General features: G+C 68.6%; 18 protein-coding genes and 3 rRNA genes. All 21 read left to right on the top strand.

What is annotated here, in order from left to right; genetic code table 11:
* Positions 1 to 30: 30 nt before the first annotated feature.
* The 21 genes from argH (at position 31) to ACQBAT_RS09050 (ending at position 24,260) form a co-directional block, all read left to right on the top strand.
* The gene (argH, locus tag ACQBAT_RS09150) at positions 31 to 1,452 is read left to right on the top strand and encodes an argininosuccinate lyase (RefSeq protein ID WP_420748183.1); all 1,422 of its coding nucleotides are present in this window, start codon (positions 31 to 33) and stop codon (positions 1,450 to 1,452) included.
* 47 nt (positions 1,453 to 1,499) lie between these two features.
* On the top strand, positions 1,500 to 2,132 hold the full coding sequence (locus tag ACQBAT_RS09145) for a DNA-3-methyladenine glycosylase (protein ID WP_420748184.1): 633 nt from the start codon (positions 1,500 to 1,502) through the stop codon (positions 2,130 to 2,132).
* A 78-nt stretch (positions 2,133 to 2,210) separates the two neighbouring features.
* On the top strand, positions 2,211 to 3,488 hold the full coding sequence (tyrS, locus tag ACQBAT_RS09140) for a tyrosine--tRNA ligase (RefSeq protein ID WP_420748185.1): 1,278 nt from the start codon (positions 2,211 to 2,213) through the stop codon (positions 3,486 to 3,488).
* Positions 3,489 to 3,882: 394 nt separating this feature from the next.
* A 16S ribosomal RNA gene (locus tag ACQBAT_RS09135) occupies positions 3,883 to 5,406 on the top strand.
* A gap of 317 nt (positions 5,407 to 5,723) precedes the next feature.
* Positions 5,724 to 8,866, top strand: a 23S ribosomal RNA gene (locus ACQBAT_RS09130).
* 114 nt (positions 8,867 to 8,980) lie between these two features.
* A 5S ribosomal RNA gene (gene rrf, locus ACQBAT_RS09125) occupies positions 8,981 to 9,097 on the top strand.
* Together the 16S, 23S and 5S rRNA genes form the textbook arrangement of a ribosomal RNA operon.
* Positions 9,098 to 9,309: 212 nt before the next feature.
* Positions 9,310 to 9,630 carry a hypothetical protein gene (locus ACQBAT_RS09120; RefSeq protein ID WP_420747599.1) on the top strand — a complete coding sequence of 107 codons (321 nt, stop codon included), beginning with the start codon at positions 9,310 to 9,312 and terminating at the stop codon, positions 9,628 to 9,630.
* Complete coding sequence (locus ACQBAT_RS09115) at positions 9,588 to 10,361, top strand: tetratricopeptide repeat protein (RefSeq protein ID WP_420747598.1); 774 nt, start codon at positions 9,588 to 9,590, stop codon at positions 10,359 to 10,361. Before ACQBAT_RS09120 ends, ACQBAT_RS09115 begins: the two co-directional genes overlap by 43 nt.
* On the top strand, positions 10,358 to 11,203 hold the full coding sequence (locus ACQBAT_RS09110) for an HAD-IIA family hydrolase (protein WP_420747597.1): 846 nt from the start codon (positions 10,358 to 10,360) through the stop codon (positions 11,201 to 11,203). The genes ACQBAT_RS09115 and ACQBAT_RS09110 overlap by 4 nt, the downstream gene beginning before the upstream one ends.
* Entirely contained in the window at positions 11,200 to 11,427 is a 228-nt protein-coding gene (locus tag ACQBAT_RS09105; RefSeq protein ID WP_420747596.1) for a hypothetical protein, read from the top strand. Before ACQBAT_RS09110 ends, ACQBAT_RS09105 begins: the two co-directional genes overlap by 4 nt.
* Before the next feature lie 13 nt (positions 11,428 to 11,440).
* Positions 11,441 to 12,346, top strand: a complete 906-nt coding sequence (locus ACQBAT_RS09100) for a TlyA family RNA methyltransferase (RefSeq protein ID WP_420747595.1) — start codon at positions 11,441 to 11,443, stop codon at positions 12,344 to 12,346.
* On the top strand, positions 12,343 to 13,266 hold the full coding sequence (locus ACQBAT_RS09095; RefSeq protein ID WP_420747594.1) for an NAD kinase: 924 nt from the start codon (positions 12,343 to 12,345) through the stop codon (positions 13,264 to 13,266). Before ACQBAT_RS09100 ends, ACQBAT_RS09095 begins: the two co-directional genes overlap by 4 nt.
* Positions 13,263 to 15,062, top strand: coding sequence for a DNA repair protein RecN (gene recN / locus ACQBAT_RS09090; RefSeq protein WP_420747593.1), 1,800 nt, complete (start codon positions 13,263 to 13,265; stop codon positions 15,060 to 15,062). The genes ACQBAT_RS09095 and recN overlap by 4 nt, the downstream gene beginning before the upstream one ends.
* Before the next feature lies 1 nt (position 15,063).
* Positions 15,064 to 16,239 (top strand): putative cytokinetic ring protein SteA, encoded by a 1,176-nt coding sequence (gene steA / locus ACQBAT_RS09085; protein ID WP_420747592.1) that lies wholly within the window; start codon positions 15,064 to 15,066, stop codon positions 16,237 to 16,239.
* Complete coding sequence (locus ACQBAT_RS09080) at positions 16,236 to 17,429, top strand: copper transporter (RefSeq protein ID WP_420747591.1); 1,194 nt, start codon at positions 16,236 to 16,238, stop codon at positions 17,427 to 17,429. The genes steA and ACQBAT_RS09080 overlap by 4 nt, the downstream gene beginning before the upstream one ends.
* Before the next feature lie 5 nt (positions 17,430 to 17,434).
* The gene (locus ACQBAT_RS09075) at positions 17,435 to 18,337 is read left to right on the top strand and encodes a hypothetical protein (RefSeq protein WP_420747590.1); all 903 of its coding nucleotides are present in this window, start codon (positions 17,435 to 17,437) and stop codon (positions 18,335 to 18,337) included.
* Positions 18,334 to 20,001, top strand: a complete 1,668-nt coding sequence (locus ACQBAT_RS09070) for a lipid II flippase MurJ (RefSeq protein WP_420747589.1) — start codon at positions 18,334 to 18,336, stop codon at positions 19,999 to 20,001. The genes ACQBAT_RS09075 and ACQBAT_RS09070 overlap by 4 nt, the downstream gene beginning before the upstream one ends.
* Complete coding sequence (locus ACQBAT_RS09065) at positions 19,998 to 21,368, top strand: glycosyltransferase family 4 protein (protein ID WP_420747588.1); 1,371 nt, start codon at positions 19,998 to 20,000, stop codon at positions 21,366 to 21,368. Before ACQBAT_RS09070 ends, ACQBAT_RS09065 begins: the two co-directional genes overlap by 4 nt.
* Before the next feature lie 11 nt (positions 21,369 to 21,379).
* Entirely contained in the window at positions 21,380 to 23,071 is a 1,692-nt protein-coding gene (locus tag ACQBAT_RS09060) for a CTP synthase (RefSeq protein WP_420747587.1), read from the top strand.
* Complete coding sequence (locus tag ACQBAT_RS09055; protein WP_420747586.1) at positions 23,068 to 23,673, top strand: NUDIX domain-containing protein; 606 nt, start codon at positions 23,068 to 23,070, stop codon at positions 23,671 to 23,673. Before ACQBAT_RS09060 ends, ACQBAT_RS09055 begins: the two co-directional genes overlap by 4 nt.
* Positions 23,674 to 23,945: 272 nt before the next feature.
* Positions 23,946 to 24,260 carry a hypothetical protein gene (locus ACQBAT_RS09050; protein WP_420747585.1) on the top strand — a complete coding sequence of 105 codons (315 nt, stop codon included), beginning with the start codon at positions 23,946 to 23,948 and terminating at the stop codon, positions 24,258 to 24,260.
* Positions 24,261 to 24,299 lie beyond the last annotated feature (39 nt).

Here is a 24,299-nt window from a genome sequence, read left to right as displayed (position 1 = left end):
GCACCTGATCCGCTGGGGGAGAATGTCGCTATGACCGTCAGCCTGTGGGGAGGCCGCTTCACCGGCGGCCCGAGCGACGCCCTCGCGGCGTTGAGCAAGAGCACGCACTTCGATTGGCGCCTGGCGCCCTACGACCTCGCCGGGTCGCGCGCCCACGCGCGCGTCCTGCACGCCGCCGGGCTGTTGTCGGATGAGCACCTCGAGACGATGCTGCGCGGACTTCGCGAGCTCGGGGCGGATGTCGCCTCGGGGGAGTTCGTGGCCGCCGAGGCCGACGAGGACGTGCACACCGCGCTGGAGCGCGGACTCATCGAGCGGATCGGCCCCGATGTGGGCGGCCGGCTGCGCGCGGGCCGCTCCCGCAACGACCAGGTCGCCACCCAGTTCCGGATGTATCTGCGCGACCAGTCCCGGCTCCTTGGCACCAAGGTCCTGGCGGTCGTGCAGGCCCTGGTCGATCAGGCGGCCGCGCACCCTGAGGTCGCGATGCCTGGCCGGACGCACCTACAGCACGCCCAGCCCGTGCTCCTCGCCCACCACCTCCAGGCCCACGGCTGGACCCTGATCCGCGACGTGCAGCGGCTCATCGACTGGGACACCCGCGCGGCCGTGAGCCCCTACGGATCTGGCGCGCTGGCGGGTTCCTCGCTCGGTCTGGACCCCGTCGCCATCGCCCACGACCTGGGCATGGACCGCCCGGTCGACAACTCGATCGACGGCACCGCCTCGCGTGATTTCGCCGCGGAGTTCTCCTTCGTCGCGGCGATGATCGCGGTCGACCTGTCCCGCATCGCCGAGGAGATCATCCTGTGGGCCACCGCGGAGTTCGGCTTCGTCAGCCTCGATGACGCCTTCTCGACCGGGTCGAGCATCATGCCGCAGAAGAAGAACCCCGACGTCGCCGAACTCGCTCGCGGTAAGGCTGGTCGCCTGATCGGTGACCTGGCCGGCCTCCTCGCCACCCTCAAGGGACTGCCGCTCGCCTACAACCGTGATCTGCAGGAGGACAAGGAGCCGGTCTTCGACGCGGTCGACACCCTCGAGGTCCTGCTGCCCGCCGTCTCCGGCATGATCGCCACGCTCACCTTCCACCCCGAGCGCCTCGAGGAACTCGCGCCGCGCGGATTCTCGCTGGCGACCGACGTGGCCGAGTGGCTGGTCCGCGAGGGGGTCCCGTTCCGGATCGCGCACGAGGTGGCGGGGGAGTGCGTACGGGTCTGCGAGCAGCGCGGCATCGAGCTGGACGAGCTGTCCGACGACGACCTGGCCTCGATCAGCGAGCACCTCAACCCCGGTGTGCGGTCGGTGCTCACCGTTCCGGGTTCGCTGGCCTCGCGGTCAGCGGTCGGCGGCACGGCGCCAGCGCGGGTCAGCGAACAGCGCGCCCACCTCCTCAAGAATCTCGCCACCCTGCGCCACTGGGTCGAGGACATGCCGACCGTTCGCGACTGAGCTGGCGCAGCGCTCCCGCCAGGTCCATCTACCGAGCCCGGTCCCGTATGCCGTCGCCCCAGTCATCCTCCGAGCTCGCTGTCCTGGCACGGCCGGCCCTGGAGGTGGCTCCGGACCTGCTCGGCTGGCACCTGGTCCACGACGCCCCGGAGGGACGGGTGGCCATCCGACTCACCGAGACCGAGGCCTACGAGGGCGCGGATGACCCCGCATCCCACGCCTATCGTGGGCCGACCCCTCGGACACAGGTGATGTTCGAGCGGCCGGGGCTGCTCTATGTCTATCGCTCCTACGGAGCGCACTGGGCGTGCAATGTGGTGACCGGGGCTGCTGGGCTGGCCAGCGCCGTGCTTCTCCGCGCCGGCGCTGTCGTGGAAGCGACCGCCCTGGCGCAGCGACGGCGCGGGCTGTCCCGCGATCTCCCCGACTCCGTCAGTCGGCTCGCCCGTGGGCCGGGCAATCTCGCCAGCGCACTCGGTCTGACGGGAGACCACTACGGCCTCGACCTGCTGGACGCCGCCTCCCCGGTCCGACTGCAGCGGGGCAGGCGGCCCGATGTGGTCCGCACCGGTCCGCGGGTCGGGATATCGCGCGCGGCGGATCGCCCTTGGCGGTTCTGGAGTGCGGACGACCTGACGGTCTCGGCCTACCGGCGCAGCCCACGCGCACCGGCACCGTAGGCTGGGCATCGACAGCGAGCTCGACCGGATCGACCGGATCGCGAGCCCCCGACGGCAGCAAGAGAAGGACCCCAGCACGTGAGCAGCGGAGCAGCCATCCTCGACGAGTTGCAGTGGCGCGGACTGGTGGCGCAGACCACCGACCTCGATGCCCTGCGGGCCGAGATGGAGGCGCGTCCCATCACCGTCTACTGCGGGTTTGATCCCACCGCCGCTTCGCTGCACTTCGGCAACCTGGTGCAACTCATCGTGTTGCGCCACCTCCAGCGGGCGGGCCACCGCGTGATCGCTCTGGTGGGAGGCTCCACCGGCCTGATCGGTGACCCCCGGCCCACGTCCGAGCGGATCCTGAAGACCAAGGAGATGACCGCGGACTACGTCGCGCGGATCCAGGAGCAGGTGCAACCCTTCCTCTCCTTCGAGGGCGACAACCCGGCCGTGATGGTGAACAACCTGGACTGGACCGCCCCGATGAGCGCCCTGGACTTCCTGCGCGACGTGGGCAAGCACTTCCGCGTCAACCAGATGATCAAGAAGGACGCGATCGCGGCCCGACTCGCCAGCCAGGAGGGCATCTCCTACACCGAGTTCAGCTACCAGCTCCTGCAGGGGCTGGACTACCTGCACCTGTTCCGGGAGCACGGGTGCCGACTCCAGACGGGTGGCCAGGACCAGTGGGGCAACCTGGTGGCCGGAGCCGACCTGATCCATCGGGTCGAGGGGGAGGCCGTGCACGTCCTGACCACCCCGCTCATCACGGACGAGAACGGTGAGAAGTACGGCAAGTCGGCCGGCAACGCCGTCTGGTTGAGCGCCGAGATGACCAGTCCCTATGCCTTCTACCAGTACTGGATCAACGTGGCCGACGGCGAGACGGGCAAGTTGCTGCGTGTCTTCACCGACCGCACCCCGGAGGAGATCGCCACGCTGGAGCGGGCCGCGGCGGAGCGACCGCACCTGCGGGAAGCCCAGCGCGCGCTGGCTGCCGACGTCACCACCCTGGTCCACGGCAGCAGAGCGACGGAACAGGTCGAGGCAGCCAGCCAGGTGCTCTTCGGCAAGGCAGACCCCGCCCAGCTGGACGCTGACACCCTGCGTGACGCCACGGCTGAACTGCCTGCGGCGGACGTCACCGTGGGGTTGCCCCTGGTGGACGCGCTCGTCGAACTGGCCATCGCCGACAGCAAGGGCGCGGCCCGCCGCCTGATCGGCGAGGGTGGGATCAGCGTCAACAACGCCAAGATCGCCGCCGACCAGCTGGACCGGACCCTGGTGGAGCAGGACTTCCTGCACGATCAGATCGCTCTGGTCAAGCGTGGCCGCAAGCACCTCGCTGCGGCCCGAAAGGCCCTCTGACCAGCGGATTTGCGAACTGCGGCGAAGGTGTCCTAATGTTGTCCCTCGCCGCTCCGACAGGGAGGCACGGACACCCCAAGGTGGCCGGTCCCGGGCGCGGAATACTCCCACCGAGGTAGGCGTTGACATGATCAACGATGCCCACGGACTCCGAGAAAGCGGATTTGACCGCAGCGGAGAACGCGGAGTAACGTAGGACAAGCACCCCGACGAAATGCGCGGAAAACGCGCAGGACTTCGTGTGTGTCCGATCTTTGAGAACTCAACAGCGTGCTAGTTATGTTTTTGATGCCAATTTTTGTTTGATTGGGTCATTGTGTTGTCGCCCCCCGCGGTGGCATGGTGGCCCGTTTTTGTCAGGTTATCTTGGCTCTTCGTTAAGGGTTTAAGGTTTTTATCGGAGAGTTTGATCCTGGCTCAGGACGAACGCTGGCGGCGTGCTTAACACATGCAAGTCGAACGATGAAGCCCAGCTTGCTGGGTGGATTAGTGGCGAACGGGTGAGTAACACGTGAGTAACCTGCCCTTCACTCTGGGATAACCGCCGGAAACGGTGGCTAATACTGGATATGACTCCTGCCTGCATGGGCTGGGGGTGGAAAGATTTTTTGGTGGAGGATGGACTCGCGGCCTATCAGCTTGTTGGTGGGGTAATGGCCTACCAAGGCGACGACGGGTAGCCGGCCTGAGAGGGTGACCGGCCACACTGGGACTGAGACACGGCCCAGACTCCTACGGGAGGCAGCAGTGGGGAATATTGCACAATGGGCGAAAGCCTGATGCAGCGACGCCGCGTGAGGGATGACGGCCTTCGGGTTGTAAACCTCTTTCAGCTCTGACGAAGCTTTTGTGACGGTAGGAGCAGAAGAAGCACCGGCTAACTACGTGCCAGCAGCCGCGGTAATACGTAGGGTGCGAGCGTTGTCCGGAATTATTGGGCGTAAAGAGCTTGTAGGCGGTTTGTCGCGTCTGCTGTGAAAGCCCGGGGCTTAACCCCGGGTCTGCAGTGGGTACGGGCAGGCTAGAGTGTGGTAGGGGAGACTGGAATTCCTGGTGTAGCGGTGGAATGCGCAGATATCAGGAGGAACACCGATGGCGAAGGCAGGTCTCTGGGCCATTACTGACGCTGAGAAGCGAAAGCGTGGGGAGCGAACAGGATTAGATACCCTGGTAGTCCACGCCGTAAACGTTGGGCGCTAGGTGTGGGTCCCATTCCACGGGGTCCGTGCCGCAGCTAACGCATTAAGCGCCCCGCCTGGGGAGTACGGCCGCAAGGCTAAAACTCAAAGGAATTGACGGGGGCCCGCACAAGCGGCGGAGCATGCGGATTAATTCGATGCAACGCGAAGAACCTTACCAAGGCTTGACATATACCGGAAACGTGCAGAGATGTGCGCCCCGCAAGGTCGGTATACAGGTGGTGCATGGTTGTCGTCGTCAGCTCGTGTCGTGAGATGTTGGGTTAAGTCCCGCAACGAGCGCAACCCTCGTTCTATGTTGCCAGCGCGTGATGGCGGGGACTCATAGGAGACTGCCGGGGTCAACTCGGAGGAAGGTGGGGATGACGTCAAATCATCATGCCCCTTACGTCTTGGGCTTCACGCATGCTACAATGGCCGGTACAGAGGGCTGCGAAACCGTGAGGTGGAGCGAATCCCTTAAAGCTGGTCTCAGTTCGGATTGGGGTCTGCAACTCGACCCCATGAAGTCGGAGTCGCTAGTAATCGCAGATCAGCAACGCTGCGGTGAATACGTTCCCGGGCCTTGTACACACCGCCCGTCAAGTCACGAAAGTCGGTAACACCCGAAGCCGGTGGCCCAACCCTTGTGGAGGGAGCTGTCGAAGGTGGGACTGGTGATTGGGACTAAGTCGTAACAAGGTAGCCGTACCGGAAGGTGCGGCTGGATCACCTCCTTTCTAAGGAGCATTTAGTCACCATTGCGTGGACGCGTGTTCCACGGTGGTGTGCTCATGGGTGGAACATCAGGGGCATGGCTGGCGCGTTGTTGGGTCCTGAGGGATCGGGCCCTTCACGTCCCCTTGGTGGGTGGTGTCACGTTGGTGGCGTCGTCCTGCTGGTGTGGGGGTGTGGGGGTTGGGTTGCTCTTGGTAGTCCGGGGCCATGACTGTTCACGCGGTGTGCATCGACGATGGGTTGGTGCGTGTGTGGGTGTGTTGTGGTGGGCCTGGTCGTATGTTGAGAACTGTACAGTGGACGCGAGCATCTTTGTGGCTTTTATGTTTTTAAGGGCGCACGGTGGATGCCTTGGTACCAGGAACCGAAGAAGGACGTAGGAATCTGCGATAAGCCTCGGGGAGTCGATAACCAGACATTGATCCGAGGATTTCCGAATGGGGAAACCCGGCCGGCTTCATCGCCGGTCACCCGCACCTGAATGTATAGGGTGTGTGGAGGGAACGTGGGGAAGTGAAACATCTCAGTACCCACAGGAAGAGAAAACAACATGTGATTCCGTGAGTAGTGGCGAGCGAAAGCGGATGAGGCCAAACCGTACTCGTGTGAGACCTGTCAGGGGTTGCGGGTGCGGGGTTGTGGGAGTGTGTGTGCTGGCACTGACATGCTGGCGCGGAGTAAGAAATCGAGGGCATAGGCGAAGGGTCTGGAAAGGCCTGGCGTAGACGGTGAGACCCCGGTAGCTGAAATGTTCTTGACTCCGTTGCACATTTTTCCCAAGTAGTACGGGGCCCGAGAAATCCCGTACGAATCTGGCAGGACCACCTGCTAAGCCTAAATATTACCTGGTGACCGATAGCGGACAAGTACCGTGAGGGAAAGGTGAAAAGTACCCCGGGAGGGGAGTGAAATAGTTCCTGAAACCGTGTGCCTACAATCCGTCGGAGCTGGACTGCGGTCTGGTGACGGCGTGCCTTTTGAAGAATGAGCCTGCGAGTTAGTGCTCAGTGGCGAGGTTAACCCGTGTGGGGTAGCCGTAGCGAAAGCGAGTCCGAAGAGGGCGATTGAGTCGCTGGGTCTAGACCCGAAGCGGAGTGATCTACCCATGGCCAGGGTGAAGCGCGGGTAAGACCGCGTGGAGGCCCGAACCCACTTAGGTTGAAAACTGAGGGGATGAGCTGTGGGTAGGGGTGAAAGGCCAATCAAACTCCGTGATAGCTGGTTCTCCCCGAAATGCATTTAGGTGCAGCGTCATGTGTTTCTTGCCGGAGGTAGAGCTACTGGATGGCTGATGGGCCCCACCGGGTTACTGACGTCAGCCAAACTCCGAATGCCGGTAAGTGAGAGCATGGCAGTGAGACTGCGGGGGATAAGCTTCGTAGTCGAGAGGGAAACAGCCCAGATCACCAGCTAAGGTCCCTAAGCGTGTGCTAAGTGGGAAAGGATGTGGAGTTGCGAAGACAACCAGGAGGTTGGCTTAGAAGCAGCCACCCTTTAAAGAGTGCGTAATAGCTCACTGGTCAAGTGATTCCGCGCCGACAATGTAGCGGGGCTCAAGCACACCACCGAAGCTGTGGCAGTGACACTTTGCTCGGCCCATCACTTTTGTGTGTGGGTCCAGGCGTGTTGCTGGGTAGGGGAGCGTCGTGCCGGCAGTGAAGCATCCGAGTGATCGAGGTGTGGAGCCGGCACGAGTGAGAATGCAGGCATGAGTAGCGAATGAAGAGTGAGAAACTCTTCCGCCGAATAACCAAGGGTTCCAGGGTCAAGCTAATCTGCCCTGGGTAAGTCGGGACCTAAGGCGAGGCCGACAGGCGTAGTCGATGGACATCCGGTTGATATTCCGGAACCGGCGAAGAACCGCCCATACCGAGGCACGTAATGCTAAGCGCCTGAAACCTCCCATGAACCAGCTCTTTGCCTTCGGGCGAGGGTTGGGAGGGGGGTGGAACGCGTGACCCGAGCGTGTAGTAGGTAAGCGATGGAAGGACGCAGGAAGGTAGCCTCCGCGTGGCGATGGTAGTCCACGTCCAAGAGCGCAGGACCGGGGAGTGGTAAATCCGCCCCATCAGTGTCCGAGGCTTGATGGTGACCACGTATGTGGGAAGCAGGGTGATCCTATGCTGCCAAGAAAATTTCCTAGCGAGGTTCGAGCCGCCCGTACCCCAAACCGACTCAGGTGGTTAGGTAGAGAATACCAAGGCGATCGAGTGAATCGTGGTTAAGGAACTCGGCAAAATGCCCCCGTAACTTCGGGAGAAGGGGGGCCCGCGGCGTGAAACCCTTTACGGGTTAGCGTCAAGGGCCGCAGAGACCAGGGAGAAGCGACTGTTTACTAAAAACACAGGTCCGTGCGAAGTCGCAAGACGATGTATACGGACTGACGCCTGCCCGGTGCTGGAACGTTAAGGGGACGGGTCAACCACCTTTGGTGGTGAAGCTCTGAACTTAAGCGCCAGTAAACGGCGGTGGTAACTATAACCATCCTAAGGTAGCGAAATTCCTTGTCGGGTAAGTTCCGACCTGCACGAATGGCGTAACGACTTCTCCACTGTCTCAACCACGAACTCGGCGAAATTGCACTACGAGTAAAGATGCTCGTTACGCGCAGCAGGACGGAAAGACCCCGGGACCTTTACTATAGCTTGGTATTGGTGTTCGGTACGGCTTGTGTAGGATAGGTGGGAGACTATGAAGCAGCCACGCCAGTGGTTGTGGAGTCATCGTTGAAATACCACTCTGGTCGTTCTGGATATCTAACCTCGGTCCGTGATCCGGATCAGGGACAGTGCCTGGTGGGTAGTTTAACTGGGGCGGTTGCCTCCCAAAAGGTAACGGAGGCGCCCAAAGGTTCCCTCAGCCTGGTTGGCAATCAGGTATCGAGTGTAAGTGCACAAGGGAGCTTGACTGTGAGACAGACATGTCGAGCAGAGACGAAAGTCGGGACTAGTGACCCGACGGTGGCTTGTGGAAGCGCCGTCGCTCAACGGATAAAAGGTACCCCGGGGATAACAGGCTGATCCTGCCCAAGAGCTCATATCGACGGCATGGTTTGGCACCTCGATGTCGGCTCGTCGCATCCTGGGGCTGGAGTCGGTCCCAAGGGTTGGGCTGTTCGCCCATTAAAGCGGTACGCGAGCTGGGTTTAGAACGTCGTGAGACAGTTCGGTCCCTATCCGCTGCGCGCGTAGGAAACTTGAGGAGAGCTGTCCCTAGTACGAGAGGACCGGGATGGACGAACCACTGGTGTGTCAGTTGTCCTGCCAAGGGCACCGCTGATTAGCTACGTTCGGACGTGATAACCGCTGAAAGCATCTAAGCGGGAAGCACACTCCAAGATGAGGTTTCCATACCCTTTACGGGTGAGAGGCTCCCAGCTAGACTACTGGGTTGATAGGCCGGATGTGGAAGCACAGCAATGTGTGAAGCTGACCGGTACTAATAAGCCGATAACATAAACAACAAAGATGCTACGCGTCCACTGTACGGTCTCTCGAGATACGAACACCCCACCCCCGGTGGGCACACACAACCACGACCGTGGCGTGTGCGTGTTCGGTAACAACTCGATAATGTTACGGCGGTCATAGCGTCAGGGAAACGCCCGGTCACATTCCGAACCCGGAAGCTAAGCCTGACAGCGCCGATGGTACTGCACTGGAAACGGTGTGGGAGAGTAGGACACCGCCGGACCACACTTAGGATGGGCCCTGATCGACACCTCGTGTTGGTCAGGGCCCATTCGCATGTCCGGGCCCGGATCGTTGTCCGACCGTGCCACCGCGCGCACTCGCACTGCGCAGGAAGAGAGTTGACCACTGTGTCCGACCAGTCTGATCGCCAGGAGCGCCAGGAGCGTCCGGACCGCCCCGAGCGCCCACGCAGAGAAGGTGGTCCGCGGCGGGATGGTGGACCTCGCCGTGACGACCGTGGTGGTTATCGGGGGGGCGAGCGCCGGGATGATCGTGGTGGGTACCGCGGAGGAGACCGCCGTGACGACCGCCGGGACGATCGTGGTGGATTTCGTCGGGACGACCGCCGAGATGATCGTGGGGGGTACCGCGGGGGAGACCGGCGAGACGATCGGCGCGATGACTTGCGCCGCGATGACCGTCCACGACACGACCGTCCACGACACGACCGTCCGAAGCGGGCCCCCGAGCCGGAGCTGCCCGAGGACATTGTGGCGGGAGACCTCGCCAAGGAACTGCGCTCTGAGCTGCTGACGCTGAGCAAGGAGAATGCTGAAGGCGTCGCGCGACACCTCGTCGCCGTCGGGCGTGCTCTGGATGCCGAGGAGTTCGACCTGGCCCTCGCGCACGCCGAGGAGGCGTCGCGTCGGGCGGGGCGCGTGGCCGGCGTACGCGAAACACTGGGTGTTGTGCACTACCGGCGCGGGGAGTGGGCTAAGGCGCTTGCCGAGTTCCGTACCGCTCGCCGGCTCTCCGGCCTGGATCACCTGCTGCCGCTGATGGCTGATGTCGAGCGCGGGCTAGGCCGTCCCGAGCGCGCCCTGGAGCTCGCTGCCAGTCCCGAGGCGCAGCGCCTGGGGGCTGCGGAGCGGGTCGAAATGGCGATCGTCGTATCCGGAGCCCGCATCGACCTCGGGCAGACCGCGGCAGCGGTTCAGCACCTGCGAGACATGGCAGAAGCCAGCGCGCCGAACGTGCCGTGGGCGGCTCGCCTGCGTTACGCCTATGCGGCGGCTCTGGAGGCGGACGGCAAACCGGATGACGCACGTGAGTGGTTCGCCCGCGCCGCCATCGTGGACGAGGCCGGCGAGACCGATGCGCGCGAACTGCTCGGCGTGGAGCCGGAACCGGACTTCATGGACCTGACGGGTGACCCGGAGCCAGAGCCAGAGGTGGAGGTCGACGCAGAGGCCGAGGTCGGTCGCGAGCCTGTGGTCGGGTCGAGCAATGAGCGCCCCGAGGATCCCGAGGTGGACCGGGCGTGAGGGTCCGCGGGATCCTCTGCGACCTGGACGGGGTCGTCTACCGGGGCGAGGTGGCCTGTCCAGGCGCTGTCGAGGGTCTGGATGGAGCTCGGAAGGCCGGCGTCCGAGTTCTCTTCATGACCAACAACGCCTCCCGCAGACCCGAGGTGGTCGCCGACCAGCTGGTGTCCCTCGGCGTTGATGCCGAAGGGCAGGATGTTCTCACGGCGTCGCAGGTGGCTGCCACGCTGCTGGCCGAGGGTCTCACGCAGGGCCGCTGGGAGCTGCCGGAAAGCAGGCAGGTGCTCGCGGTCGGCGGAGAGGGGGTGGCCGCGGCGCTGCGGGAGCGCGGTCTCGACCCGGTGTCGCCGGGCCGTGTGCGCGAGCAGGCTGGCAGGCGGGGATCAGTGCCCGCCATCGTGGTGCAGGGCTATGGGGGCGCGCTGACCCCGCCCGACCTGTCCGAGATCGCCTACGCGCTGGCGGACGGCGCCATCTGGATCGCCACCAACGACGACTCGACGCTGCCCACCCCACGCGGGTTCGGCCTGGGCAACGGCTCGCTCATCGCGGCGGTCTCGCACGCCACCGGTCGGGTCCCTGACGCCATCGCCGGCAAACCGCACCCGGGCGCCTACCAGGTGGCGCTGGAGCGCCTGGGGCTCGTGGCCGAGGACTGCCTGATGATCGGTGATCGGCTGGATACGGATATCAGCGGGGCAGTAGCGGCGGGGATCCCTTCGGCCCTCGTCCTCACCGGCGTGGCGTCCGCGCAGGATGCCGAGCAGGCGCCGCAGGCCTCCCGACCCGACCATGTCGTGCACGCGATCACCGACCTTGAGCACCTCTGGAGCCCACGATGACCGAGACCAACAGGCCGGACCCTGTCCCGCAGCACGTGGCGCCCCACACCGGCGATCGCGCTGTTGACGAGGCGCTGGCTGCCTTTGCGGAGGGCGCGAACGGTTCACCGACCGAGCAGGTAGAGGCCGCCACGGAGGCCCACCGCGCGCTGCAGGCCCGTCTCACCGCACCGGCTCGACAGCCGGACCCACCTGGCCAGGCCAGGCCGGGCCCCCGCTCGTGATGGGGAACCCCTGGTGACGGCGCGGCTCGATGTGGCGTTGGTGCGACGCGGCCTCGCGCGCTCTCGCACCCAGGCCCAGGCGCTGGTCCGGGCCGAGGTCGTCCTGCTCGACGGGCGGGTCGTCACCAAGGCCTCGACGACGGTGGCCGACCACCAGCAGCTGTCGCTGACCCCGGCCGACCCCTTCGGCGAGGAGGCTCGATGGATCGTGCACGGCTATGTCGGTCGCGGTGCCCTCAAATTGCGCCACGCGCTCCTGACCTGGGCACCGCGCGGCCTGACAGTCGAGAGCCGCCGCTGCCTGGACATCGGGGCCTCCACCGGAGGCTTCACCCAGGTGCTGCTGGAGGAGGGCGCCCGCGAGGTCATTGCCCTGGATGTCGGGCACGGCCAGCTGGCCGAGCAGGTCCGAGCCCATCCAGCGGTCCGGGATCTGTCGGGCACCAACATCCGCGACACGAGCACAGCGGATCTGGGTGGACCAGTCGAGGTCATCGTCGGTGACCTGTCCTTCATCTCCCTGACCCACGTCATACCCGTCCTCCCGGGACTCATCGCCGTGGACAGCGCAGTGTCTGAGGGGGCGGGAGGCGGAGAACACGAGAGCAGCGCTGAGATCGTGCTGCTCGTCAAGCCACAGTTCGAGGTCGGAGCGGACCGACTGGGCCGCGGTGGGATCGTCCGCTCGGCAGCGCTGCGCCACGACGCTCTGACCAGGATCGCTGACCTCGGCCGCGCGCACGGGCTGATCCCGATGGACGTGGAGCGATCACCGGTGACGGGCGGCGTGGAGGGCGAGGGCAACATCGAATATCTGCTCTGGCTGCGACCTTGTCGGTCCAGCATGATGGACTTGGGCCCGTCGCCGCAGGACTGGGCGGCCAGATGCGCCGAACTACGGATGGAGGAGGAGCGATGACCCGCCGCGTCATGCTGGTGACCCACCCGTCCCGTCCGGAGGCGCCCGACCTGGCCAAGGCCTTCGCCGAGCGGCTCGAGGCCCACGGCATCGAGGTCGAGACCGTTCCCGAGGCCGAGCCCACGCACGAGGTGGTCTCCACCGACGCGATCGCCGCCCAGAAGAGCCCCGTGCCCCCGCACGTGGACGCGACCGACTGCGAGCTGGTCGTGGTCTTCGGCGGTGACGGCACGATCCTGCGCGGCGCCGAGATCGCCCGACCGGCCGTCACCCCGCTGCTCGGGGTGAACCTGGGCCGCGTCGGTTTCCTCGCCGAGGCTGAGCGCGAGGACGTCGACGCCATCGTGACCCACATCGTGGAGCGGGAGTACCACGTCGAGGAGCGGATGACCCTCGAGGTCGACGTGCTCCACGAGGGTCGGGTCGTGTGCTCCAACTGGGCTCTGAACGAGGCCTCGGTGGAGAAGTCCGCCCGCGAACGGATGCTCGAGGTCGCCGTCGAGGTCGACGGGCGACCGCTGTCCACCTGGGGCTGCGACGGCGTGGTGATGGCCACTCCCACGGGCTCCACCGCCTATGCCTTCTCCGGTGGCGGACCAGTGGTCTGGCCGGACGTCGAAGCCCTGCTCCTCGTGCCGATCTCCGCGCACGCGCTCTTCGCCCGCCCTCTCGTGCTGGGCCCCGACACCGAGCTCGCGGTCGAGGTCGTGCCGCACTCCTACGTCACCGGCGTGATGTGGTGCGACGGGCGCCGCACGGTCGAGCTGCCGCCCGGCGCCCGGATCGAGGTCCGACGCTCCCGCACGCCGGTGCTGCTCGCCCGCTTCACCCGGGCCCCGTTCGCAGACCGGCTGGTCGCCAAGTTCGCCCTGCCGGTCGGCGGGTGGCGCGGGCCGGTCGGCCGGAAGACCCCCCCGTGACGCTACGGCGGATCCGCATCCAGGGGCTGGGCGTGATCGATGACGCCGAGCTGGACCTCGCCGATGGGCTCAACGTGATCACCGGCGAGACCGGTGCGGGCAAGACGATGGTGGTCAGCGGGCTGGGTCTGCTCCTCGGTGCGCGGGCGGACGCCGGGCTGGTGCGGGCCGGCACCCGCCAGGCGGTGATCGAGGGCGAGGTGGATGTGCCGCTCGACCATCCGGCGGCGCTCCGGGTGGAGGAGGCCGGCGGGGAGAGCGAGGACGGTCTCCTGCTGATCCGTACCGTGCCCGCCGACGGCCGTTCGCGCGCCCATGTCGGTGGCCGCTCGGCCCCGGTCAGCGTGCTGACCGAGATCGGCGAGCACCTCGTGGCCGTTCATGGCCAGGCCGATCAGTGGCGGCTGCGCGACGCAGAGCAGCACCGGGTGCTGCTCGACGCCGCTGGTGGCGCCGACCTCGCTGCCGCGGTGGCGACCTACGAGTCCCGGTATGACGCGTGGCGGGCCGCGCGCGCCCGCCTCGCCGAGCTGGCCCGCACCTCGACCGAGCGCGACCTGCGCGTGGGTGTGCTGCGTGCGGCACTGGAGGAGATCGAGGCGGTCGATCCGCAGCCAGGTGAGGAGGACGCTCTGCGCGCCGAGTCCGACCGACTCACCTATGCCGAGGAGCTGCGGACCGCGGCCTTCTCCGCCAGGGACGCGCTCGGTGGCGCGGACGGCGCCACGGGCGAGGACCAGCCGGGCGTGACCGGCCTGGTGCAGGCCGCGTCCCAGTCACTCCAGCAGGCCTCGGCCCACGACCCAGAGTTGGCGGCCCTGCTGACCCGAACCCAGGAGATCGGCTACCTGGCGGCTGACCTCGCGACTGAACTCTCCGCATACGGGAGCGGGGTCGAGGTCGACGAGGAGCGGCTGGACACGGTGCACCGGCGGCGCGCGGAGCTGGGTGCCCTGTTGCGGCGCTACGGGCCAGGGACCGCCGAGGCACTGGCGTTCGCGCGCTCGGCGGCCGAGGAACTCGACGGCCTGGAGGTCTCCGACGAAGACCTGGAGCGGCTCGAGCAGAGCTGCGCCGATCTCGCCGCGGAGGTGGGCCGCGCAGGGGCAGAGCTGTCCGCGCTGCGGCGGAGGACTGCGGAGCGGATAGCCGCCGACGCGACCGAGGAACTGGCCCACCTGGCCATGGGCTCTGCCCGGGTGGCGATCGAGGTGACCACCCGCGCTGCCGAGGCCGACCGGTCTGAGGACGGCGAGCAGCCACGCAGCACAGCGTCTGGCACAGCGCCCGGCACGCCCCCCGTCCCGGTGCCCGGGGGTGGCTGGGCCCGCCCCACGCGGCACGGCCTGGACGAGGTCGAGATCCAGCTCGCCGCCAACCCCGGCGCCCCAGCACGCTCGGTGACCCGCGCCGCCTCTGGCGGTGAGTTGTCGCGCGTGATGCTCGCCCTGGAACTGGTGGTGGGTGCCGGCGACGTGCCGACCTATGTCTTTGACGAGGTGGATGCCGGGGTCGGCGGGGGCGCGGCGCTGGACCTCGGTGCCCGGCTCGCCCGGCTCGCGGAGCACGCCCAGGTCATTGTCGTGACCCATCTCGGACAGGTCGCCGCCTACGCCGACCGGCACCTCGTGGTCCGCAAGAGCACCGACGGGCAGGTGACGAGCAGCGGCGTCGTGGTGGTCGAGGACGCCGACCGGGAGGCCGAGCTGGCCCGGATGCTGGGCGGGGTCGCCGACTCTGACGCGGCACTGGAGCATGCCCGGGAGCTGCTCTCCCGGCGTGCGACCATGTCCTGACATGGTCACCCGTCGAAAGCAGAACCGGGCCGCGACGCGCAGCGTCAGCGGTCCTGTGCGCGTCGACCCCCGGACCAAGCGCCTCACCGCCAGGCTGCAGCCCGGCGACCTCGCGGTGATCGACCACGACGACCTGGACCAGGTCAGCGCCCACGCGCTGGTGGCCTGCGCGCCTGTCGCGGTCATCAACGCTGCGCCGAGCAGCACCGGTGCCTACCCCAACCGGGGGCCCGAGATCCTGCTCGAGGCGGGCATCCCGGTGCTCGACCTCGCCGGCCCGACCGTGATGGAGGTGGCGGAGGGTGCCCAGGGGGTGCTGGAGGGCGAGGAGTTTCTCGTCGACGGCGAGGTGGTGGCCCGCGGGGTGCGGCTGACCGAGGCCCTGGTGGCGGCGCAGATGCAGGACGCGCGGGCCAACCTCTCCACCCAGATCGAAGCCTTCTCGGCCAACACGATGGAGTACGTGAAGGCAGAGCGAGAGCTGCTCCTCGACGGCATCGGGATCCCCGAGCTGCGTACCGAGCTGAGCGGTCGTTACGTGCTGGTCGTGGTGCGCGGCTACCACTACAAGGAGGACCTGCAGACGCTGCGGCCCTTCATCCGGGAGGCGCGGCCTGTGCTGATCGGGGTGGACGGCGGTGCTGATGCGCTGATGGAACAGGGGCTGAAGCCTGATCTGATCGTGGGCGACATGGACTCGGTCTCCGACGCCGCGCTGACCAGCGGTGCCGAGCTGGTGGTGCATGCCTACCGGGACGGCAAGGCTCCCGGGCTGGAGCGGGTGGAGGCCCTGGGGATCACCGACGCGGTCGTGCTCCCGGCCCCGGGCACCAGCGAGGACATCGCGATGCTGCTGGCGGATGACTCGGGCGCCGAGCTGATCGTGGCGGTCGGCACGCACGCGACCCTGGTGGAGTTCCTGGACAAGGGGCGCCAGGGGATGGCCAGCACCTTCCTGACCCGGCTGCGGGTGGGGAGCAAGCTCGTCGACGCCAAGGGGGTGAGCCTGCTCTACCGTTCCCGCATCCCGACCATGTCGCTGGTGTGGCTGGTGCTGGCGGGGCTGTTCGCGCTGTTCACGGCGCTCTGGGTGACCCCGGCCGGGCGTGCTCTGTTCGGCGTGCTGGCCGTACGATGGGACGATGTCTGGGCCTGGGTGCAGGGGGTGGTGAGGTGATCGACTTCCGCTATCACCTGGTCTCCCTCGTGGCCGTCTTCATCGCCCTCGCGGTCGGGATCGCGCTCGGCGCCGGGCCGCTGCGCGAGGGCATCTCGGACACCCTGGAGAGCGAGGTCTCCCAGCTCCGAGAGGAGCGGGCCGACCTGCGCGCGCAGGTCGACGCCGCGGTCCAGCGTGCCCAGGTCAAGGACGAGGCCGTGGATCTGCTCGCCAGCCGGGCGCTGCCTGGCACCCTCGACGGGACCCGGGTCGCTGTCGTCGTGCTCCCTGGCGCGGATCGCAACACCCTGGACCAGTTGGAGAGCCGCCTGTCGCTGGCCGGTGCCGACCTCGTGCTGACCGCGGAGGTGGATGCCCGGGCGCAGGCCGAGGATCCGCCCGCCGACCGGCAGGAACTCGTCGACCGGCTGGCCACCCTGCTTGCCGTCCCCCAGCCGCGCGGGGGCGCCGACGCGGCGGGTGAGCCCGATGCTGCTCAGGAGGCCACCCTGGAGACCGTGCTCGCCGCCGTCCTCACCGGTGCCGACGACGTGGCCCGACCGGGAGCGTGGGTGCAGGCCGGCGCCGAGCTGGATGAGGCTGGGCTGCTCGACCTCACCTGGCGCGACGGCATCGGCGCCCAGGTCACCGACCGGCGCCCGGCTGACGCGTTCGTGGTCGCCGGCGGAGGGTTGACCGCCGAGACCGTGCTGGAGCCGGCGGGGGAGCACACCCTGGAGCGCCGCCTCGCACTGATCGATGCGCTCGCGGCGCTGGACGCCCCGCTCGTGGTGACCGGCATCGGCGCGGAGAGCGTCCCCGGTCCGGGCCTGGATCCGGTGGACCCCCTTGTCACGGCCATCCGCGAGGACTCCGACCTGGCCGAACTCGTCTCCACCGTGGACAACACCGAGAGCGCGGCCGGGCAGGTCGCCGCCGCCATGGCGCTCGCCTGGGAGCTGCAGGGACAGTCCGGTCAGTATGGCGTCGGTGAGCTCGCCGAGGCCGCCGTCCCTGTGGTGCCGCCGCTGTTCGAAGGCCCGGGTGTTGAGCTGCCGGGAGCGGGTGAGCCCGACCCCACCGAGCCGGTGCCCGTACCCGACCCGAATGATGAAGATCAGGGTCAGGACGAGGGGAGTGGCGCCGAAGGCAGCGATGGCGGCACCGGCACCGGCCAGGATGAGCCCGCGACCACCTCGGGCCCCTGAGCGCCGTGAGGTCTCGCGCACGCGGTGAAGGCGCAGCAGCTCCAGCCACCGCAGTCATCTCAGCCCCCGTCATCTCGGCCCCAGTCATCGCAGTCATCTCAGCCACCGCGGCCGCTGCCGCGAGCGCCTGCGTCGCCGCCCACCGCGCCGGCTACCTCCCCGGTGGCAGTTCCCGGTGGGCGCGGACCAACCACGCCGGCGAGGAGGTCACGCTCACCGAAGGAGTCGCGCTGACCGTCGGCACCGCGCTGCCGCTGCTCGTCGCCGATCCGCCGGCCGCCGCCACCGTCCTCGGCGCGGGCGTGGCCGGGGCTGTCGATGACTTGGCGGGGGAGAGCAGCACCAAGGGGCTGCGCGGTCACCTCTCGGCGTTACGCCGAGGTCAGGTCACCACCGGGACCCTGAAGATCGCCCTGTTGGGAGGGGCGGGTCTGCTCGGGTGTGCCTGGTCCGACGCTCGCCAGCGCAGCGTCACCGTGCCCCGTACCCCACACCGCCACCACAGCCCGACCCTCCACACCCTCCTGGGCGCCGCGCTGGTGGCCGGCTCGGCCAATCTGGCCAACCTCCTGGACCTGCGCCCGGGGCGGGCTCTCAAGGTTGGGCTGGTGCACGCCATACCCCTGGGCCTGGGGGGATCCCCGGCCGCCGCGGCCGTGGGCGGTGCCGGGCTGGCCGTTGTCGCCGACGACCTCGCCGGCCGGTCGATGCTCGGCGACACCGGCGCCAACCCGCTCGGGGCAGCGGTAGGCCTGGCCGCGGCCCAACGCCTCGGCACCGGCGGCCGGGCGCTCGCCCTCCTCGGCGTCACCGGCCTCGTGCTGCTCAGTGAGCGGGTGAGCTTCACCCGCGTCATCGAGCGGACCCCGTGGCTGCGGGCTCTCGACGAGTGGGGACGCCCACGGTGAGCCAGGCGCCCAGCCCGCGCCTCGCCGCCGGGGGGCTGGCGGCTGCAGCGGGCCTCGTCGCGCTCGTCACCCTCGCCGCGCGCGGGGTGGGCCTGGCGCGGTGGTTCGTCTTCTCCAAGGCGGTGGGCGCGACCTGTGTCGGTCAGGTCTATGTCACCGCCAACACCGTCCCCAACGTCCTCTTCGAGGTCGCGGCCGGCGGCGCGCTCGCTGCCGTGGCCGTGCCGCTCGTCGCGGGCCACCTGCAGCGCGGGCGCGAGGACCTGGCCGACCGCACCGCCTCCGCCCTGCTCACCTGGAGCATCTGCGTCCTGCTGCCGCTCGCCGCGCTCGTGGCCCTCGCCGCCGGCCCGATCACCGCCTGGCTGCTGGGGACACCGGAGGGCTGTGACCCCGCCGACGCCCATGCCGCCGGGCGGCTGATGCTGCTCCTCTTCGCGCCGCAGGTGCTGCTCTACGGGATCGGGATCGTGCTGACGGGGGTGCTCCAGGCGCACCGTCGGTTCTTCGCGGCGGCGCTCGCGCCCCTGCTGTCCAGCGTGGTGGTGATCGCGGTCTACCTCGGCTTCGACCGGCTCTACGACCCGACCACCCCGCTCGGTGAGATTCCCACCTCCGCGCTGTGGCTGCTCGCCGGGGGCACGACACTCGGCGTGGTCGCGCTGAGCCTGCCGCTCCTGCTGCCCGCCGCGCGCCTCGGCATCCGCTGGCGCCTCACCTGGACCTTCCCCGCTGGCACCGGCGCCCGGGCGCGCTCGCTCCTGCTGGCCGGGGTCGCGGCCGTCGGCGCCCAGCAGCTGACCACCGTCGTGGTGCTGCTGCTCACCAACGCCAGCCCGGGGGTCGCCGGGATCACCGTCTGGACCTACGCCCAGACCGCCTATCTGCTCCCGTACGCCGTCCTCGTCGTCCCCCTCGCCACCGCAGCCTTCCCCCGCCTCACCGCTCCGGCCCGCGAAGCCACGCGGGTGCTGCGTGGGGCGCTGCTGGGTGGGTTGGTGGCAGCCGTGGTCGCCGCGATCGCGCTCGTCGCCGTGCGGCGCGAGATCGGCGGCCTCTTCCTGCTCATCGACGCGGGCGGTGGTGGTGCCGGTCGCCTCACCCTCGAGGCGCTCCCGCTGACCGTGGCGGCCCTGGCTCCCGGACTGCTCGGCTACGCGCTGGTCGCCGTGGGAACCCGCGCCCTGTATGCCGTGGGCTCACCCGCGCGGGCCGCCGCCGCTGCCTCCTTGGGCTGGGCTGTAGCCGCCCTGGTGCCACTCCTCGTGCTGGGGACGGGCGCCGCTGTGCTGCCGACGCTGGTGTGGTTGGGGCTCGGGTCGAGCCTGGGGATGACCGTCGCCGGGGTCCTCCTGGCGGTGGAGGTCGTCAAGGTGTGGGGCGCTGGCGCCTTCGCCGGCGTGGCGCGCGCGGTGCTCGCGGCAGGAGCGGGGGCCGCCGCTGGCCTGGCCGTGCGGGAAGTGGCCGGGCCCAGCGCCGTCGTGGTCGGATGGGCGTCAGCAGTGGGCTGGGCGGTGCTGGGCGGCGTCCTGGTGCTGGCTGGCGCCGCGCTGGGACTGCGGCTTCTCGCCCCCGAGGCCTTCCGGCTCGTCCGCGCGCGCATGCCCGGAGGAAAGGTGTCCGTCGGCAGGAAGGTGTCCGTCGGCAGGAAGGTGTCCCGATGAATGTCCTGCTGGTGACGGGGCTGGTGGCCGGGGGCGTCGGCCGCCATGTCGAGATGCTGGTGAGAGGCCTCGTGGGACGCGGCTACCGGGTCGTGGTGGCCTGCCCGGAGGACGTCTCCCAGTCCTTCGATCTGACCGGTGCCCGCATCGTGCCCATTCAGATCGGCGCGCGACCGCACCCCTGGCGCGATCAACGGACCGTGCGGACGCTGGCCAGACTGTTCGCAGGGGCCGATGTCGTGCACGCCCACGGCATCCGGGCGGGGGCTTTGGCGAGTCTGGCGAGGGGGTGGCTCGGCAACGGCAGGTGGGAGACCGGTCGACGTCACGGGCCACGGCTGGTGGTCACCACGCACAATGCAGCGCCCCATCATGCCGCGCCGTCCCCAGCAGGAGCCTCGGGAGCGTCGTCGTCGGCGAGAACAACGTCCGGGGTCGCGACCTCGGTCACGGCGGCGCTCGCCTACCGGCTGAGCGAGGAGCTCGTCGTGCGCGGCGCCGACCTGGTGCTGGGCGTCTCGCCCGACCTGGTCGACCGCGCGCGGGCAGCAGGTGCCGCAGAGGTCGGGCTCGCGGTCGTGCCGGCCCGCGACGAGCGCGACCGGCCCACGCGGGATGCGGTTGAGGTGCGCCGGGAACTGGGACTGCCGGAGAACGAGCACGGCGGTGACGGGAACGAGGGCCCGCTGCTCGTGGTGTCGGTGGGCCGGCTCGCGGAGCAGAAGGACCACGCCTCGCTGATCGAGGCCCAGGTCGAGGTGCTGCGCAGATGGCCAACGACGCCTCCGCCTCACCTGGTGATCGCCGGCGACGGGCCCGAACGAGCGCGGCTCCAGGAACGCATCGACGCGCGTCTGGCAGGACTCGCAGGCCTCGCCGCAGGCCCGGTGGCCGCAGACCCGCCGATCCGACTGCTCGGGCAGCGCAGCGATGTCTCCGACCTCCTCGCGGCCGCCGACCTCGTCGTCTCCTCCGCCCGCTGGGAGGGTCAACCGGTCTGGCTGCAGGAGGCCCTCCAGCGCGGCTGCCCGATCGTGGCCACCGCCGTGGGCGGGACCGGGCTGCTGCTCGACGACGGCGCAGAGCTGATCCACCGCGATGACAGTGTCCATCCCAGTGGCCGCGACGACCCGAGCCGCGCGCTCAGCCACCGGCTCGCCGACGCCATGTGGCGCGTGCTCACCGACCCAGACCACCGTGCCGACCTACGGTCCCGGGCGCTGGCCCGCGCCGCGGAGCTGCCCACCGAGGAGGACGCGCTCGAGGCGACGCTCACGGCATACAGGGGCGGTGGTGCGGGCCCCCAGCCGACGCCCCCGGACGCGCCGGGGGCACCGGGTGCGCCGGACCCCCGACCCCTCACGTAGACTGACAGCCCGTGGCGGACACGACGAAGCACATCTTTGTGACCGGAGGCGTTGCCTCCTCGCTCGGCAAGGGGTTGACCGCCTCGAGCCTGGGTTTCTTGCTCCGCAGCCGGGGACTGCGGGTCACCATGCAGAAGCTGGACCCCTACATCAACGTCGATCCCGGCACGATGAACCCCTTTCAGCACGGCGAGGTCTTCGTCACCGAGGACGGGGCCGAGTGCGACCTGGACATCGGCCACTACGAGCGCTTCCTCGACGTGAACCTCTCGGGCCGGTCCAATGTCACCACTGGGCAGGTCTACAACGACGTCATCGCCCGCGAGCGACGCGGTGAGTACCTCGGCGACACCGTCCAGGTCATCCCGCACATCACCAACGAGATCAAGTCGCGGATGCGCGCGGACGCCGAGCGCCCCGACGGCGAGCGCCCGGACATCATCATCACCGAGGTCGGCGGGACCGTCGGCGACATCGAGTCGCTGCCCTTCCTCGAGGCCGCCCGGCAGGTGCGCCACGACATCGGCCGCTCCAACTGCTTCTTCCTGCACGTCTCGCTCGTGCCCTACCTCGCGCCCAGCGGCGAGCTGAAGACCAAGCCCACCCAGCACTCGGTGGCCGCCCTGCGGCAGGTCGGCATCCAGCCCGACGCGCTCGTGCTGCGCGCAGACCGGGAGATCCCGGACCCGATCAAGCGCAAGATCTCGATGATGTGCGATGTCGACGCCGAGGCCGTGGCGGCCGCGGTGGACGCGCCCTCGATCTACGACATCCCCAAGGTGCTGCACCGGGAGATGCTCGATGCGTATGTCGTGCGCCACCTCGGTCTGCCCTTCCGGGACGTCGAGTGGTCGGCCTGGGATGCCCTCCTGGAGCGTGTGCACGAGCCTGAGCATCGGGTGGAGATCGCGCTGGTCGGCAAGTACATCGACCTGCCTGACGCCTACCTGTCGGTGACCGAGGCGATGCGGGCCGGTGGGTTCCGCCACGACGCCAAGGTCGACATCCGGTGGGTGGCCTCCGATGAGTGCCAGACCGAGGCGGGGGCGACCAAGGCACTGGGCGGCGTGGACGCCGTGCTGGTGCCTGGCGGTTTCGGGGTGCGTGGCATCGAGGGCAAGATCGGCGCGCTGCGCTGGGCGCGGGAGCGTCAGGTGCCGACGCTGGGCATCTGCCTGGGGCTGCAGGCGATGGTGATCGAGCACGCCCGCCATGTCGCCGGCATCGAGGGCGCGAGCTCGACCGAGTTCGACCCGCAGACGCCCGCCCCCGTGATCGCCACGATGGAGGAGCAGAAGGCCTTCGTCGAGGGTGCAGGTGACCTGGGTGGCACGATGCGCCTCGGTTCGTATGAGGCCGCGCTGGCCGAGGGCTCGGTCGCGGCTGGGGCCTACGGCACGACCGAGGTGACCGAGCGCCACCGCCACCGCTACGAGGTCAACAATGCCTACCGGGACCAGCTCACCGAGGCCGGTCTGGTGATCAGCGGGACCTCCCCGGATGGCTCGCTCGTGGAGTTTGTCGAACTGCCCGCCGACGTCCACCCCTACTACGTCTCCACCCAGGCGCACCCGGAGTTCAAGTCCCGCCCCGACCGCGCGCACCCGCTCTTCGCCGGCCTGGTCGAGGCGGCGCTGGACCAGCAGCGCAGCCAGCGTCTGGTCGAGGTCGAGGCCCGCCAGCACCAGCACGAGCTGCCGTGAGCCTGGACGCGCCCCGTCTGAGCGTCGCGGACCTGCGCGACGTGCCGGGGCGCCGGCCCGTGGTCTCCTCCGAGACCGTCTTCGAGGGACGGGTCTGGGATGTGGTGGCCGACGAGGTCGACCTCGGCTCCGGTGACCCGGTGCGCAGGGAGTACGTGCGGCATACGGGCGCGGTGGTGGTGCTCGCCGTACGCGAGGACCGGGGTGAGCCGGAGGTGCTGGTGATCCGGCAGTACCGCCACCCGATCGGCGCCGAGGACTGGGAGCTGCCCGCCGGGCTGCTGGACATCGAGGGCGAGCCGGCCGTGGAGACCGCGGCGCGCGAGCTGGCCGAGGAGGCCGACCTGCGGGCGGCGGAGTGGGCCGAGTTGGTGACTTTCACGCCCTCCCCGGGCGGGCTGGACGAGGTGATCACCGTCTTCGTCGCGACCGGACTGTCGGACGTGCCGGAGGAGGAGCGGCACGAGCGGACCGACGAGGAGGCCGGTATGCCGACCGGCTGGGTCCCCCTGTCCGACGCCGTGGCCGCGGTGCTGGGTGGGCAGGTGCGCAACGGCCCGCTGATGATCGGGGTGCTGGCGCTGGCCAGGACGCGTGCTTGACTGAGGGCGTGGCTGATCTGGGGATACGGGGTGACGGGATGGTAGGCGCCGGGACGCGTCGGGCCGGGCGTGCGCGGGCGTTGCTGGTGAGTGGCGCGGCCGCGGTGTTGCTGGCCGGTTGCAGCAACGGGGGCGGTGCAGGGACGACCGGGGGTCCCACCGAGGAGACAACCGAGGTAACCACACAGGAGACAACCGAGGCTGGGGTGCTGGCTGCCTGGCGAACCGTGGGGACCGGGGTGGGGGAGTGGGACCGCGCGGCTGGGATGTGGGTGAACACCGCCACTCTGGCGCCCCTGCTGGCGGAGGTTGACGATCTCGTTGCGGGTGCGGATCGAGTGGCCGCCGGGCGCGGACTCGCGACGCGCCACCTGCTGGATCAGGCCCGCCCCATCACCCTGTTCGCGCCGGTGCTGCCGCCGGAGGACGAGGCGTGGCACGCGGTCGCCGACGACCGGCAACGGCTGGCCGAGACCGCCTGGGCGCTGCGCGTGGGGATGATGGGACCGGTGTCGTTCACCGCCTGGCAGGGGTCGACTGCCTGGGATGCGCTGGAGCCTGCCGTGGCCGACTCCTCGAGCTGGTAGCCGACGGAGGACGGGTTCCGTTATGTCGGGCCGCGCGGA

The organism is Ornithinimicrobium pulveris (genome assembly GCF_050261105.1).
Taxonomy (GTDB): Bacteria; Actinomycetota; Actinomycetes; order Actinomycetales; family Dermatophilaceae; genus Ornithinicoccus.
This window is presented reverse-complemented; position numbering and strand designations above follow the sequence as displayed.

Coding starts and splice junctions, on each gene's coding strand:
- argH (WP_420748183.1), top strand. CDS start 31: ATGACCGTCAGCCTGTGGGGAGGCCGCTTCACCGGCGGCCCGAGCGAC.
- ACQBAT_RS09145 (WP_420748184.1), top strand. CDS start 1,500: ATGCCGTCGCCCCAGTCATCCTCCGAGCTCGCTGTCCTGGCACGGCCG.
- ACQBAT_RS09120 (WP_420747599.1), top strand. CDS start 9,310: ATGGTGGACCTCGCCGTGACGACCGTGGTGGTTATCGGGGGGGCGAGC.
- ACQBAT_RS09105 (WP_420747596.1), top strand. CDS start 11,200: ATGACCGAGACCAACAGGCCGGACCCTGTCCCGCAGCACGTGGCGCCC.
- ACQBAT_RS09095 (WP_420747594.1), top strand. CDS start 12,343: ATGACCCGCCGCGTCATGCTGGTGACCCACCCGTCCCGTCCGGAGGCG.
- steA (WP_420747592.1), top strand. CDS start 15,064: ATGGTCACCCGTCGAAAGCAGAACCGGGCCGCGACGCGCAGCGTCAGC.
- ACQBAT_RS09065 (WP_420747588.1), top strand. CDS start 19,998: ATGAATGTCCTGCTGGTGACGGGGCTGGTGGCCGGGGGCGTCGGCCGC.